Below are 14792 nucleotides of genomic sequence, written 5' to 3'. Positions count from 1 at the left end.
GGTGCGCATCATTGCAAGCAGCGAAAAACGTCAGACGCAATCGCTGAAGTTCTTGCTGCGTTATCGAGACGATTACACGTGGCGCGAAGGCAGCGCTGCTGCGACAGATCGGCGTTTTCCAGACATCACAAAGGCGCTGCCGGCCCAGGCGATCAACACGCACAGCACACCGCAAATCATCGGACCCAATGCCATTGCCCACGCCAGATGTGCGTTGTGACCAGAGCGATAGTCGGATGCGCCAAGTAGCAATCCGATCAATGCACTGCCTGCTGCCAATGCAAGTTGGGCGGTGGCGGTGAGTGCGGCAAATCCGCGCGCCTGCTGTGCTGGGCCGTGGCGCGAGGCGAGTTCTGCATGCCGTGCCCAGACCCATTGCCCGGCACTGCCCGCCGCCAGACCCATGCCGAAGGCCAGGCTGGCATCCAGCACGGTGTGGCGAGAGACAGCCATGGCGAACACCAGCCCAAGTGCGGCCAACGCCGCTCCGCTGACGCCTAGTCGACGCATTGCCACAGTCGGCCAGCGGGCAGCCAAGGGCTGCACGAAGACGCTGCCAAGCGCATAGGCAATCAACACAGCGCTACCCCATCCCGCCGAGCCCATACGCGACTGCGCAAGATACGGCGCCAATTTGGTAAATGTCGGCAGCGCCAACGCCAGTGCTGCGATGACAGCCAAGGGCAGCAACTGATCGCGCTGCCATCGTGGCGCGGATGGCGGTGTTGCAGCGCTTGCAAGCACGTGTACGTGGCGCTGCAGCGTCTGCCGTAACCACCACGCCGATAGCAGTGCGATGCTGCCGGACAGCGCGACGATCATCAGTGCAGTTGATGCGGCGGTGTTAGTGCCGTCTTTCAGTAGCAGGCCGATCGCTGCGCTGACCAGCAACGCGGCCAGCCCGCTCCCGATCAGACGCAGCGCACTGACGCCGCGCGCGCCATGCCAAGGCCAGTGTCCCATTCCCAACAAGGTGTTCTGAGCCACGTCGCCGATCGCATATGCGGCGCGGAACGGCAGGCTGAGTAGCAGTACGCTGATCAAGCGGATATCGGGTGGAAATGCCGGCGTGACAAAGACCAACGACAAGGCGACAGCTGCCAGCGCAATGCCGCGCCATTGCGACCGCCCAGCCCACGCCAGGCTGGCGCCGGCACTCCAGCGCTTCGCTGCGAACATGCCCATCACTGCGCTCACGACCAGGCCGCCAGCGACCGAGACGCCAGCCGCAATCGCGCCCAGTCCGACGTATTCGGTCAACGCAAAAATCAGCAGTAATTCTGCGGTGTACCAGAGCAGGCTCTTGCCGAAATGCGCCGCAGCGTAGGCCAGCAACGCTGCGAGCGGGAGTTTAGGCGGCGGCGATGCAGTCCGGGTCGATGGCATGCCGGGTTTATAGCCGAGTCGCGCGACAGAAAAAAGAATGTACCGAGCATGCTCCGACCAGCGGCGTACCCGGTGGTGTCGCGCCATTGATGGCAGCGTCGACGCCGGCGCCGATCTGTCTCTATCTAAGAGCGGCTAACAAAGCGACTGCGCTCACCGCCACGTGGGTGCGGCCGGTGCTCGGAATCGGCATGTACCACTCGTACACTGCGGTTCTGAGCGCGCCATCCACGCCCACCTGACGACTGCTCGCTACGTTTTGTTAGCCGCTTTAAGGCGCCCGCGCGTGCACTTGCGCAAGCGTCTGCCGAGCAGGCCGGCGGTTGCCTTAAAGACCGCCGATATCAGCATCGAAGTGAAACCAATGCGGCTCTCTTGCAGACGCACAAACCCGCTCTGGCGTCGTAATGAAGAACGGCTGTAGCTTCTACGACATCGCATGCAAGCGCGTTACAAGGTTGCCGCCAACCGGCACGCCTGATTGATCGCACGCTTGGCATCCAGTTCGGCGGCAACATCCGCACCGCCGATCAGATGCGGTTGCTGTCCGTTTGCCTGCAGCGCGGCCAGCAGCTCGCGACGCGGTTCCTGCCCGGCGCAGACCACCACCGTGCCGACATCGAGCAGTTGCTCGGTGCCTTCCACGCGGATCCGCAGACCGGCATCGTCAACGCCCAGATACTCCACGCCGCCGAGCATCTTGACGCCCTTGGCCTTGAGCGTGGCGCGGTGGATCCAGCCGGTGGTCTTGCCCAGACGTGCGCCGGGTTTGCCGGGGCTGCGCTGCAGCAGCCAGACCTGACGGGCAGGGCGCTCGGGTTGCGGTTTGGCCAACGCGCCGCGCGTTTCGAAGCTGGGGTCCACGCCCCATTCGGCCATCCAGCGCGCCGGATCCAGCGCTGGCGAGACGCCTTCGTGCACCAGAAATTCGCCGACATCGAAACCGATCCCGCCGGCGCCGATGATGGCGACCTTGTCGGCCGCTACATGGCGGCCCAGTACCACGTCCAGGTAATTGACCACCATCGGATGATCGGCACCGGGGAAGTCCACCTTGCGCGGCTCGATGCCGGTGGCCAGCACAATCTCATCGAAGGCCTTGAGGTCGTCCGCCTGCACGCGTGTCTGCAACCGCAGCGCTACGCCGGTGGCTTCGATACGGTGGCCGAAATAGCGCAGCGTCTCGTTGAATTCTTCCTTGCCCGGGATGCGCTTGGCGACATTGAATTGCCCGCCGATTTCATCGCTTGCATCGAACAAGGTCACCTGGTGGCCGCGCTCGGCCGCCACCGTTGCGCAGGCCAGTCCGGCAGGGCCTGCACCGACCACCGCGATGCGCTTTGGCGTGGTGGTCGGTGTGTAGATCAGCTCGGTTTCGTGCACTGCGCGTGGGTTGACTAGGCAGCTGGCCAACTTGTTGTCGAACACATGATCCAGGCAGGCCTGGTTGCAGGCGATGCACGTATTGATCGTGTGCGATTGGCCGGCGCTGGCCTTGTTGGCCCATTGCGGGTCGGCCAACAGTGGGCGCGCCAGCGACACCATGTCGGCTGCGCCGTCGGCCAGAATGCGCTCGGCCACTTCCGGCATGTTGATGCGGTTGGTTGCCACCACCGGAATGCGCAGGTGCGGCTTGAGCTTGGCGGTGACACCTGCAAACGCCGCGCGAGGTACCGATGTGGCGATGGTCGGAATGCGCGCCTCGTGCCAGCCAATGCCGGAATTGATGATGGTGGCGCCGGCTGCCTCGATTGCCTGCGCCTGCGCCAGGATCTCCTGCCACTGGTTGCCGTCATCGACCAGATCCACCAGCGACAGCCGGTAGATGATGATGAAGTCCGGCCCGCAGGCCTCGCGGATGCGCCGAACGATCTCCACCGCAAAGCGCATGCGCTTGGTTGCATCGCCGCCCCAGGCATCGCTGCGCTGGTTGGTGCGCGCGGCGGTGAATTCGTTGATCAGATAGCCTTCCGACCCCATCACTTCCACGCCGTCGTAACCGGCCTCGCGCGCCAGCCGCGCCGCGCGCGCATAGGCCGCGATCTGCCGATCTACCGCACGCGCCGACAACGCACGCGGAGTGAATGGATTGATCGGCGCCTTGAGCCTGGACGGCGCCACCGACAACGGGTGATAGGCGTAGCGCCCGGCATGCAGCAGCTGCAGGCAGATCTTGGCGCCGTGTGCGTGCACCGCACGGGTGACCTGACGGTGCGGACGCACTTCCCACGGCCACGACAGCTTGCCGCCGAACGGTTTGAGCCAGCCCACCACATTCGGCGAAAACCCACCGGTGACGATCAGCCCGACGCCGCCGGCCGCGCGCTCGGCGAAATACGCCGCCAATTTGGGGAAATCGCGCGCACGGTCTTCAAGGCCGGTGTGCATCGAGCCCATCAGGACGCGATTGCGCAATTGCGTGAAACCCAGATCGAGCGGGGTGAACAGGTGCGGGTAGGGCGAGTCAGGCAGGCCGGTGGCGGGCGACATGATATGGATACGCTGGCGTACGGAGTGCGCACGATGCAGGCAAACGGGCGTATCGGCAAGTCTTGACGCACGCGGCCCGTGCTGGCGGCAGTCTGCTGGAGAGGGCCGGACCCGCAAGCCCGCGCAAACGCAGCGGGCAAACTCAACCAGTGACGCCGATCACCAGCCCGCCAGCACCAACTTGCCGATCGTGCTGCCGCTTTCCAGCCGCCGATGCGCCTCGCGCAATTGCTGGGCATTGATCGGCGACAGCGTCTCGGTCTGCGTGGTGCGCAGTTCGCCGGCATCGATCAGGCTGGCGGCACGATTGAGGATGCGGTGCTGCTCGACCATGTCTTCTGTTGCATAACGGGCGCGGGTGAACATCAGTTCCCAGTGGATGCCGATGCACTTGGATTTGTAGGGGTCGCCAATCGATAGCGGGCCGCGCGGCTCCACGATCAAGCCCACGTGTCCCTGTGGTGCCAGGATCTCGCCCAACTGCTGCCAGTAGCGGTCGGTGTCGGCCAGATTGAGCGCCGCATCCACACTCTGCAGGCCTAGCGCCTGCAATTGCGGGTGCAACGGTTGGTGGTGATCGATCACATGCTGCGCGCCCATCTGGCGCACCCATTCAATCGTCTCCGGCCGCGATGCCGTGGCGATGACCGTGAAGCCGGCATGCCGCGCCAGCTGGATCGCAATGGAGCCCACGCCACCGGCACCCCCGATGATCAATAAGTGCTTGCCGCGATTGCGTGCGCCGTCGAAGGCGAACGGCATGCGCTGGAACAACAACTCCCACGCGGTCAGCGTGGTCAGCGGCAACGCAGCCGCCTCGGCGAAGCTGAGCGAGGTCGGCTTGCAGCCGGCGATGCGCGCATCGACCAACTGGTACTGCGCGTTGCTGCCCGGCCTTCCGATATCTCCTGCGTAATAGACCTCGTCGCCCACCACGAATGCAGTGACCTCCGGGCCCACTGCTTCGACCACGCCAGCGGCGTCGTAGCCGAGAATTTTCGGCGCATCCAGCGTCTGCGGCTTGGGCGCACGCACCTTGGTGTCGACCGGATTCACCGAGATCGCCTCCACACGCACTAATAAGTCATACCCGGATGGCGACGCAGGCGTCGGAAGCTCCATGTCAAGCAGCGACTCGGGATCGTCGATTGGAAGATGGCGAGTGATGGCGATGGCTTTCATCGAGGCGCTCCTTTGGGGGAGTTCAGGGTGCGTTGTGATGCTGTTGGCCCGCAACCACCAAGCCCACAATTCAGCTCGGACTAGGGCTCGCATTCACCAATGTGGTCGCGGAGTCGTGCCGCCTGTCCCCCGGAGGTCAGACCGCAAGCGTATTCAACTGGCTTAATTGGGCTGCCGTTCATGCGGGGCAATTGTGCTAACTGAGCGCCCGGTCCTTTCCTTCATGAAGCTGTATACGTAGTATTGAGTGGGATCGCCGTCTCTGTTGATTGCTTTCACATGTTATATGTCCGTTAACGCGATCTTCACTGAAGCCGGCTTAATCTGCGCCCCGATGGCTCTGGATGTGACGAGCATCTTTACCAAGAACAATGCCTCTATCGGTTTATCTCCCAAAGAAGGAGCTGTATACATGAACAAGAAAATTCTCACTGCCGCGTTGCTTGGCGGCCTGGCGTTTGCCCAGGCTGCTTCCGCGCAGGAATTCGATGACCGTTGGTACCTGACCGGTAGCGCTGGCTTCAACTTCCAGGACAGCGATCGTCTGACCAATGATGCTCCGTTCGTGACCCTGGGTCTGGGCAAGTTTGTCAGCCCGAACTGGTCGATCGACGGCGAGCTGAACTATCAGAACCCGAATTTCGATGCCAACCAGGACCAGAACTGGAGCCAGTACGGCATCTCGTTCGACCTGCGTCGCCACTTCATCGCTGAAGGCCGCGGCTGGAACCCCTACCTCCTGTTCGGCCTGGGCTACCAGCGTTCGGAAGAAGAGTTCGACGCAACCCCGAACCCGGTTTCGCCGGGCCAGCAGAAAGACGGCAACTTTGCCGCCAAGGCTGGTGTCGGTCTGCAGACCACCTTCGACAAGCGCGTTGCCGTGCGTGCCGAGTTGGCCTACCGCGCTGACTTCAACGACCAGAGCGTTGCTGCTCCGCAGGAAGACTGGTTCGGCGACGTGCTGGCTTCGGTCGGCGTCGTGATCCCGTTGGGACCGGCTCCGTCGACCGCTCCGCCGCCGGCTCCGGCTCCGGTTGCTCCGAGCTGCGCAGACCTGGATGACGACGGTGACGGCGTCAACAACTGCGACGACAAGTGCCCGGCTTCGCAGCCTGGCCAGACCATCGGTCCGGACGGTTGCCCGGTTCCTGTGTCGATCGACCTGAAGGGCGTGAACTTCGACTTCAACAAGTCGACCCTGCGTCCGGACGCACAGTCCATCCTGAGCGAAGCGACCGAGATCCTGAAGCGTTACCCCGACCTGAAGGTCGAGGTTGCCGGTCACACCGACTCGAAGGGTACCGACGCGTACAACCAGAAGCTGTCCGAGCGTCGTGCGACCACCGTGTATGACTACCTGACCAAGAACGGCGTTGATGCGTCGCGTCTGGTCGGCCCGATCGGCTACGGCGAGAGCCGTCCGATTGCTCCGAACGCCAACCCGGATGGTTCCGACAATCCGGAAGGCCGTGCGAAGAACCGTCGTACCGAGCTGAACGTCCAGAACTAATTGGACCGCTAGCTGTTACATACAAAACCCGGCCTTGTGCCGGGTTTTGTCTTTGTAGGACCAGGAAAAGTGCGTCGAGTCGCCGCCAAACCTGTCTGTGTTGCCATCCAGGCACGGTTCCGGTTGAAACAGCGTTCATCGCTGCCTACACTCGCCGCGTCAACACCAAACTCATAATTGGAAGAACCCGATGCTGCGTACCGCCACGGCAGGTTTGCTCTGTCTCGCTTTGATTCCTGCCGCTTACGCCGCCCCGAACTGCGCCGGCAGCACGGTGTCCCAGCCGCTGCCGTTGCCTGCCACGGTGATTGCGCCGGCGGCCGCCGAGTTCTACACCCGTAGCGTCCAGCTGGGCATGCCTACCGGCGTGTTGGCCCAGCCCTATACCAGCGAGCAATCGGTGGACCGCGTGCTGCTGCGGTTGCGTGTGGAAGGCTGCCAGGATCTGGCCAAGGTGATTCCGCCCGGCGGCACCGTCAATTCGAACGATCCGGCCGCCTACAAGGCCACCACTGCATTCGACAACACGCCGTGGCGCTTTGACATGAGTCAGAACGGCAAGCGCATGACCGCCGAAGAATTCGATGCCTGGATGAAGGCGCGCGGTGTGCGTGTGGTCAAGGCGCGTCCGGTGGCTGCGCCGGCTCCGGCCGCTGCGGCAACTGCAACGCCTGCGGCCGACGTCAAGTCGGTCGAAAACAAGTAAGCGGCACGGTCGGGACGGCATGACCCGGCGGCCTCCGCCGGCGACGTCCCGGCAACGCAAGCGTGGTCCGGCTGGTGCTTCGCGCGCCTCCGCGACGGCCACTGCGACCAGCGCACCGCGCCACGGGCTGGCGCGCGTGCTGTCCAAATTGGGCGTGTGTTCGCGTACCGAAGCGGCACGCTGGATCGCCGAAGGGCGGGTCAGCGTGGCTGCGCGTGTGGTGCACGACCCCGAATATCCAATCCACGCCGATCAGCAGTCGAGCATCACCGTCGACGGGCAGCCGTTGGCCGGGCCGGCGCGCTGCTATCTGATGCTCAACAAGCCGCGCGGCGTGGTCACGACCGTGCGCGACGAGCAGGGCAGGGACACGGTGTATCGCTGCTTCGATGGTGCCGGATTGCCGTGGATCGCGCCGGTCGGGCGATTGGACAAGGCCAGCGAAGGGCTGCTGCTCTTCAGTAACGACTCGCAATGGGCGGCGGCGCTGACCGACCCTGCGACCGGGCCGGACAAGACCTATCACGTACAGATCGATTGCCGCCCGAGTGCCGAGCAATTGGCGCAGTTGCGGGCCGGTGTGGTCGATCCCGATCCTGAGAGCGATGGTGCGCTGCTGCGCGCCAAGCACGTTGGCGTGCTGCGCGAAGGCGAGCGCAATGCGTGGCTGGAGATCGTGCTGGACGAGGGCCGCAATCGGCAGATCCGTCGTTTGTTGGCGGCGCTGGAGATCGGGGTGCTGCGGCTGGTGCGGGTGGCGATCGGTGCGCTGGCGATGGGTGAGTTGGGCAAGGGTGCGTGGCGCATGCTCAGCGCCGAGGAAGTCAGGGCGCTGACGGCGGCTCCCGCCAGCGCGCCAGACGCGCGCTGAGCAAGGCGCTGACGACCTCAAAAGCACGTGCGTCGCCGGCGCCGTTGGCATCGTGACGGCGACCCTTGGCGTGATTGCAGCTGGCACAGGCCAGGGCAAGGTTGCGCGCCGCATTCGCATCGTCGCCGACCATCGCGCACAGCGCGGCCGCTGCGCGACGGCCGAACCAGGCCTGCGGAATTACGTGTTCCAGGGTGGTGTGGCCGAGCGGCTCGCCATCGGCGCGCAGCTGCAAGCGCCGACGGCAATGCAGGCAGCGGGTTTCCCAGCTGCCGTCCAGTAAATGCGCCTGGGCATCGGTGTGCGCCGCCAGCAACAGCCGTTGGCGCAGCACCGTGCGCATCAGTCTTTGATGACGTCGAGTTCGCGGCCGATCTTGATGAATGCTGCGATCGCCTGATCCAGCTGCTCGCGGGTGTGCGCGGCGCTGATCTGGGTGCGGATGCGCGCCTGGCCCTTGGGCACCACCGGGAAGAAGAAGCCGATGGCGTAGATGCCTTCTTCCAGCAGGCGCTCGGCGAATTTCTGCGCCAGCGGTGCGTCGTAGAGCATCACCGGGCTGATCGGATGCACGCCAGGTTTGACGTCGAAGCCAGCGGCGGTCATGCGCTCACGGAAGTAACGCGTGTTTTCGACCAACTGCGTGCGCAGCTCGCCGGCGGCATCCAGCATGTCGAACGCCTTGATGCCTGCGGCCACCACGTGCGGCGGCAGTGAATTGGAAAAAAGATAAGGACGCGAGCGCTGGCGCAGCAGTTCGATGACTTCACGCTTGGCGGTGGTGAAGCCGCCCAGTGCGCCGCCCATCGCCTTGCCCAGCGTGCCGGTGAAGATATCGATCTGGTCCAGCACGCCCTTGACCTCGGCCGAGCCGCGGCCGGTAGCGCCCAAAAAGCCGGTGGCGTGGCATTCGTCAATATGCACCAGCGCGTTGTACTTGCGGGCGAGGGCGGTGATCTCGTCCAGCGGGGCGATGAAGCCGTCCATCGAGAATACGCCGTCGCTGGTGATCAGCTTGGTCTTGCAACCGGCGGCATCGGCGGCCTGCAGCTGCGCTTCCAGGTCGGCCATGTCGCAGTTGGCGTAGCGGAAGCGCTTGGCCTTGCACAGGCGCACGCCGTCGATGATCGAGGCGTGGTTGAGCGCGTCGGAGATGATGGCGTCGTGCTCGCCGAGCAACGGTTCGAACAGGCCACCGTTGGCATCGAAACAGGCGGCATAGAGGATGGTGTCCTCGGTGCCGAAGAAGTCGGCGATGGTGCGCTCGAGTTGCTTATGCAAATCCTGGGTGCCGCAGATGAAGCGCACCGAGGCCATGCCGAAGCCGTGCGTGTCCAGTGCGTCCTTGGCGGCCTGGATGATGTCCGGATGGTCGGCCAGGCCCAGATAGTTGTTGGCGCAGAAGTTGAGCACGCTGCGGCCGTCGGCGAGGGTGATCTGCGCCGACTGCGGGCCGGTGATGATGCGCTCGGACTTGAACAGGCCCTGGGCCTGGATCGCCTCCAGTTCGGCGGCGTAATGGGCGGTCAGCGCGGCGGGAGCGTTGGTCATGGCGATCGCAGTGGCAGAAAGAAGCGCGATTTTAACGATCACGGCGGCATACCACTACGTCATGCAAAATCGGTATAAGCGCAGGCGTGTATGTCATTTCACCGCCCGCGTAGCGCTGCGCAGCATGGCATGCTTGCTGTTCAGCTGCGCCCAACCGGCCAGGAGATTGCTGTGACCCACCCCCGCTACCGCTTCGTGTCGATCCTGTTGTGCAGCTTGCTGGCCCTGGCCGGCCCGGCTGGCGCGCGCGACATCGGTCTGCTCAATGTGAGCTATGACCCCACCCGCGAGTTCTATCGCGACTACAACAGCGCGTTCGCCGCGCATTGGAAGCAGCAACATCCGCAGGACACGGTGACGGTGGAAACCTCGCACGGCGGCTCCGGCAAACAGGCGCGCGCAGTGATCGACGGCATCGAGGCCGATGTGGTCACGTTGGCGCTGGCCTACGACGTGGACGCAATCGCCGAGAAGGCCAAGCTGATCGACAGCGATTGGGAAAAACGCCTGCCCGACAATAGCGCCCCGTACACCTCGACGATCGTGTTCCTGGTGCGCAAGGGCAACCCGAAGAACATCCACGATTGGCCGGATCTGCTGCGCTCCGGCGTGGCGGTGGTGACGCCCAACCCCAAGACCTCCGGCGGCGCGCGCTGGAACTACCTGGCCGCCTGGGCGTATGCCGACCGCATCTTCAAGGGCGACCGCGAGCGCATCGTGCGCTACATGCAGGCGCTGTTCCGCAACGTGCCGGTGCTGGATACGGGCGCGCGCGGTGCCACGACGACCTTCGTGCAGCGTGGTATCGGCGATGTGCTGCTGGCCTGGGAAAACGAAGCGCTGCTGGCGCGCGATGAACTGGGCAAGGACAAGTTCGAGATCGTGGTGCCGAAGTTGTCGATCCTGGCCGAGCCGTCGGTGGCGCTGGTCGACAAGAACGTCGACAAACACGGCACGCGCGATGTAGCCGAGGCCTACCTGCGTTATCTGTACGCGCCGGAAGGGCAGAAGCTGGCAGCCAAGCATTTCTATCGCCCGCGTCACCCGGAATTTGCCGACCCGGCCGATCTGGCGCGTTTCCCGGACATCAAGCTGGTGACCATCCAGGAAGCGTTCGGGTCGTGGGACAAGGCGCAGCAGGAACACTTTGCCGACGGTGGTGTGTTCGATCAGATCCAGGCAAAAAAGTAGGCAATGCAGATGTCGGTTGCTCCCCATCCAGCGCCGTCATCGCGCCGACGCGTGATGCCGGGGTTGGGCTTGAGTCTTGGAATTACGCTGACCTGGCTGGGATTGATTGTGTTGATCCCGCTGCTGGGCATCTTCATCAAAACCAGCGGATTGGGTTGGGACGGCCTGTGGCGGGTGTGGAGCGAGCCACGGGTGTTGTCGGCGTTGCGGGTGAGCTTCGGTACGGCATTTGTGGCCGGCGCCTTCAACGCGCTAATGGGCACCTGGGTGGCGTGGGTGTTTGTGCGCTACAACTTCCCGGGTAAGCGCTTCTTCGACGCGGTGATCGATCTGCCATTCGCGTTGCCCACCGCAGTGGCCGGTATTGCGCTGACTGCGTTGTATGGCGGCAACGGCTGGGTCGGGCGCTGGCTGGAGGCGATCGGTATCAAGGTCGCCTATACGCAGTTGGGGATCGTGCTGGCGCTGGTGTTTGTCGGCCTGCCGTTCGTGGTGCGGGTGGTGCAGCCAGTGCTGGCCGAGAGCGAGCGTGAACTGGAAGCGGCCGCCGCCACGCTTGGTGCGTCGCGCTGGCAGACGGTCTGGCGGGTGGTGTTGCCGGGTCTGTGGCCAGCGGTCCTGACCGGGTTTGCGCTGGCCTTCGCACGCGGCGTGGGTGAGTACGGCTCGGTGATCTTCATCGCCGGCAATCTGCCCAATTCCACCGAGATCGCGCCGCTGCTGATCACCATCCGGCTGGAAGAATTCGATTATGCCGGCGCCACCGCGATTGCGGCGGCAATGCTGCTGCTGTCGTTCGTGATCCTGCTGGTGGTCAATACGCTGCAGGCACGCCTGCTGCGCTATCAACGGAGGCCTGCATGAACGATGCTGTTTCGTCGCTGCCCTCCATGCTGCAGAACCGCACAATGACCGAACAGGCGCGCCGCATCACCGACTCGGCCACCAACGAGCCCCGCTGGGTGCAGTGGCTGATGATTCTGGGCGCGCTGCTGTTCCTGCTGGCGTTTTTGCTGCTGCCGCTGGTGCTGGTGTTTGCCGAGGCGCTGCGGGGTGGTTGGGAAACTTTCCTGCGCGCGGTGGTCGATCCGGATGCGTTGTCAGCGATCAAGCTGACCTTGGTCGTGACTGCGATCGTGCTGCCGCTGAATCTGGTATTCGGGGTGGCTGCGGCGTGGGCGGTGAGCAAGCATCGCTTTCCCGGCAAGCGCTTGCTGATCAGCCTGATCGATCTGCCGTTCTCGGTGTCGCCGGTGGTGGCGGGTTTGATCTTCGTGCTGATCTTCGGGCGCAGCGGTTGGGCGTGGCCGTTGATCGACGAAGGTTGGCAGCTGCAGCTGCCGTTTTTTGGCGAGATGCTGATTCAGCTGCCGCGCATCGTATTCGCGCTGCCGGGCATCGTACTGGCGACGACCTTTGTCACGTTTCCGTTTATCGCGCGCGAGCTGATGCCGTTGATGGAGCAGCAAGGCAGCGATGAAGAATTGGCGGCATTGAGCCTGGGCGCGAGCGGCTGGCAGATGTTCTGGCGGGTGACCCTGCCCAATATCCGTTGGGGCCTGATGTACGGCGTGCTGCTGTGCGCGGCGCGCGCGATGGGCGAGTTCGGTGCGGTGTCGGTGGTGTCCGGGCACATCCGTGGGCGCACCAATACGCTGCCGTTGCATGTGGAAATTCTCTACAACGAATACGCCTACAGCGCCGCGTTTGCGTGTGCCTCGCTGCTGGCATTGACCGCGCTGCTGACGCTGGCGCTGAAGACGTATCTGGAATGGCGGCATGGCGATTCGCTCGCCGCCAACCACCGACATTGAGGTGAACATGGGCATCCGCATCCACCGCCTGCGCAAGCAGTTCGACACGTTCACCGCGTTGGACGACATCACCCTGGACGTGCGCCAGGGTGAGTTGCTGGCACTGTTGGGGCCGTCGGGCTCAGGCAAGACCACGTTGTTGCGCATCATGGCCGGGCTGGAGCATGCCGATGGCGGGCAGGTGCTGTTCGGCGATGAAGATGCCACGCGCATGAGCGTGCAGTCGCGCCGGGTCGGCTTCGTGTTCCAGCACTACGCGTTGTTCAAGCATATGGACGTGTTCGAGAACATCGCCTTCGGTCTGCGGGTGCGGCGCGGTAACGAGCGTTGGGCTGAAGCGCGTATTCGCGCACGCGTTGAAGAATTGCTGGCGCTGGTGCAGTTGCATGGCCTGGAGCAGCGCTATCCCACCCAGCTGTCCGGTGGTCAGCGGCAGCGCGTGGCACTGGCGCGTGCGTTGGCGATCGAGCCACGCGTGCTGCTGCTGGACGAGCCATTCGGGGCGCTGGATGCGCAGGTGCGCCGCGACCTGCGCCGCTGGCTGCGCGAGCTGCACGAACGTACCGGTCTGACCACGGTGTTCGTGACTCACGACCAGGAAGAGGCGCTGGAACTGGCCGACCGGGTGGCGATCCTCAACCGCGGCCGCATCGAGCAGCTCGACACCCCGGCGATGATCTACGACAAGCCTGCCTCGCCGTTCGTGTATTCGTTCGTGGGCGCGGTGAACCGCATTCCTGGTGTGCTGGCGGAAGGTCGGATCCAGGTGGCCGGGCATGCATTGCCGGCGGCCAATGCCGCGTTGGCAGCCGGCCCGGTCGAGGTGTATGTGCGACCGGAAGATCTGGTGCCCGATGACGCCGGTTGGCCGGCGACAGTGGCCTGGTCGCAGCGCAGCGGGGCGCGTCTGCGTCTGCGCGCAACGCTTGAGCCGGCAGGCAACGAGGTGGAAGTGGAACTGCCGGCCTCGGCGGGGAGTTTTCAGCCAGGGCAGCAGCTAAGGCTGGCGGCGCGGCATTACGGGGTGTTTCCGGCGTGATTCAACGCCGGCTGGGGCCGGTATTGAATGGGGATTTGGGAGTAGGGATTCGGGATTCGCAGAGCGGGATCCGCCTTTGCTTTGGCGTTACGAATCCCCACTCCCCAATCTCAAGATCCTGCGCATTCAGTCGATGAGATGGGCATCCTGATTAGCACCATCGGTGGTTAAGGCCTGTGTGCTGGTTCAAAGGCGCACGACGTTGATGTTGCGCTGCAATGACAGTTGGACTAATAAAGTCACTGCAACCTCGCTTCGCGTCATCCGACCGCCCATCGTCCCAGGAGATGCTCCATGAAGCCGTCCCCCCTCGCGTGTTGTCTGTCGTTGTTGCTGCTCGGTGTCGTGCCGTTGGCGCATGCGCAGGATGAAGAAGCGCCAGCGTCGCCCTTCAGTGGCACCTTTGCGGTCACCAGCGATTATCTGTTCCGTGGTATCTCGCAGACCAATGAAGAGCCCGCCTTCCAGGCTGGACTCACGTACACGACGCCGTTCGGCGTGTACATCGGCACCTGGACCTCCAATGTCGATTACGGTGCCGGCGATCCGGATTGGGAAGTGGATGGCTTTGTCGGCTACAACACCGATCTGGGCACTAACTGGAATTTCGATGTGATGGTCAACCGCTACCAGTACCTGGGAGCGGGCGCGTCCAACTACGCCGAACTGATCACCAAAACCACATTTTTGAAGACCTATAGCTTGACCGTTGCCTATACCAACGATCTGTATGGGTCGAAGACCGACGGCTATTACTACGCACTCGATGCCAACTGGACGTTGCCGTACGACTTCACGTTCGGCGCGCACGCCGGGCACAGCGTTTACACCTCGGCGCTCAGTCAGGTGGATCACGACTACAACGACTTCGGCGTGAATGTCGGCAAGGCATTCGGTCCGCTGGGTTTGAGCGTGGGCTATTACGACACCAGCGAAGCGGCCGAATTCGGCTTCGGTCGGCAGAATTCGCAGAACCATCTGGTGGCGACTGCCACGGTCACCTGGCCTTGATGGCGATCGACTAAATAGCCGCTCTGACCAATTGGTTGTGT

General features: G+C 63.7%; 13 protein-coding genes and 1 other RNA gene. 9 read left to right on the top strand and 5 right to left on the bottom strand.

Annotation, left to right across the window (positions count from 1 at the left end):
* Nucleotides 1–72: 72 nt before the first annotated feature.
* A complete protein-coding gene (locus tag AC1KVG_RS05540) occupies nt 73–1386 on the bottom strand; it encodes an MFS transporter (RefSeq protein WP_481093740.1) in 1314 nt (437 codons plus the stop codon).
* Nucleotides 1387–1577: 191 nt separating this feature from the next.
* Between AC1KVG_RS05540 and AC1KVG_RS05535 the strand changes: the two genes are divergently transcribed.
* A non-coding RNA gene (locus AC1KVG_RS05535) (sX9 sRNA) lies at nt 1578–1654 on the top strand.
* A 182-nt stretch (nt 1655–1836) separates the two neighbouring features.
* On the opposite strand, the gene AC1KVG_RS05530 is transcribed toward AC1KVG_RS05535, so the two are convergent.
* Both AC1KVG_RS05530 and AC1KVG_RS05525 read right to left on the bottom strand, forming a co-directional pair.
* Nucleotides 1837–3876 carry an FAD-dependent oxidoreductase gene (locus tag AC1KVG_RS05530; RefSeq protein ID WP_481093739.1) on the bottom strand — a complete coding sequence of 680 codons (2040 nt, stop codon included), beginning with the start codon at nt 3874–3876 and terminating at the stop codon, nt 1837–1839.
* A 159-nt stretch (nt 3877–4035) separates the two neighbouring features.
* Nucleotides 4036–5058, bottom strand: a complete 1023-nt coding sequence (locus AC1KVG_RS05525; RefSeq protein ID WP_481093738.1) for a zinc-binding alcohol dehydrogenase family protein — start codon at nt 5056–5058, stop codon at nt 4036–4038.
* A gap of 412 nt (nt 5059–5470) precedes the next feature.
* Between AC1KVG_RS05525 and AC1KVG_RS05520 the strand changes: the two genes are divergently transcribed.
* From AC1KVG_RS05520 to AC1KVG_RS05510, 3 genes are all read left to right on the top strand, one after another.
* On the top strand, nt 5471–6568 hold the full coding sequence (locus AC1KVG_RS05520; protein WP_023902839.1) for an OmpA family protein: 1098 nt from the start codon (nt 5471–5473) through the stop codon (nt 6566–6568).
* Nucleotides 6569–6758: 190 nt separating this feature from the next.
* Complete coding sequence (locus AC1KVG_RS05515; RefSeq protein WP_349778714.1) at nt 6759–7274, top strand: hypothetical protein; 516 nt, start codon at nt 6759–6761, stop codon at nt 7272–7274.
* A 19-nt stretch (nt 7275–7293) separates the two neighbouring features.
* On the top strand, nt 7294–8145 hold the full coding sequence (locus AC1KVG_RS05510; protein WP_481093737.1) for a pseudouridine synthase: 852 nt from the start codon (nt 7294–7296) through the stop codon (nt 8143–8145).
* Here AC1KVG_RS05510 and AC1KVG_RS05505 read toward each other — a convergent pair.
* Nucleotides 8099–8488: an HNH endonuclease gene (locus AC1KVG_RS05505; RefSeq protein WP_316694029.1), complete on the bottom strand. Its 390-nt coding sequence runs from the start codon at nt 8486–8488 to the stop codon at nt 8099–8101. The two genes, AC1KVG_RS05510 and AC1KVG_RS05505, sit on opposite strands and share 47 nt — an antisense overlap.
* Complete coding sequence (gene kbl, locus AC1KVG_RS05500) at nt 8488–9696, bottom strand: glycine C-acetyltransferase (RefSeq protein WP_255086899.1); 1209 nt, start codon at nt 9694–9696, stop codon at nt 8488–8490. The genes AC1KVG_RS05505 and kbl overlap by 1 nt, the downstream gene beginning before the upstream one ends.
* A gap of 90 nt (nt 9697–9786) precedes the next feature.
* Between kbl and AC1KVG_RS05495 the strand changes: the two genes are divergently transcribed.
* The 5 genes from AC1KVG_RS05495 (at nt 9787) to AC1KVG_RS05475 (ending at nt 14751) form a co-directional block, all read left to right on the top strand.
* Nucleotides 9787–10887: a sulfate ABC transporter substrate-binding protein gene (locus tag AC1KVG_RS05495; RefSeq protein ID WP_074056781.1), complete on the top strand. Its 1101-nt coding sequence runs from the start codon at nt 9787–9789 to the stop codon at nt 10885–10887.
* Between the two features lie 3 nt (nt 10888–10890).
* On the top strand, nt 10891–11751 hold the full coding sequence (cysT, locus tag AC1KVG_RS05490) for a sulfate ABC transporter permease subunit CysT (protein WP_043888978.1): 861 nt from the start codon (nt 10891–10893) through the stop codon (nt 11749–11751).
* Nucleotides 11748–12701: a sulfate ABC transporter permease subunit CysW gene (gene cysW, locus AC1KVG_RS05485; protein ID WP_481093736.1), complete on the top strand. Its 954-nt coding sequence runs from the start codon at nt 11748–11750 to the stop codon at nt 12699–12701. The genes cysT and cysW overlap by 4 nt, the downstream gene beginning before the upstream one ends.
* A gap of 7 nt (nt 12702–12708) precedes the next feature.
* On the top strand, nt 12709–13740 hold the full coding sequence (locus AC1KVG_RS05480) for a sulfate/molybdate ABC transporter ATP-binding protein (RefSeq protein WP_481093776.1): 1032 nt from the start codon (nt 12709–12711) through the stop codon (nt 13738–13740).
* A gap of 294 nt (nt 13741–14034) precedes the next feature.
* The gene (locus tag AC1KVG_RS05475; protein WP_006452587.1) at nt 14035–14751 is read left to right on the top strand and encodes a TorF family putative porin; all 717 of its coding nucleotides are present in this window, start codon (nt 14035–14037) and stop codon (nt 14749–14751) included.
* The last annotated feature ends 41 nt before the right edge of the window (nt 14752–14792 follow it).

The sequence above is a fragment of the Xanthomonas sp. NCPPB 3959 genome (assembly GCF_056675575.1).
This window is presented reverse-complemented; position numbering and strand designations above follow the sequence as displayed.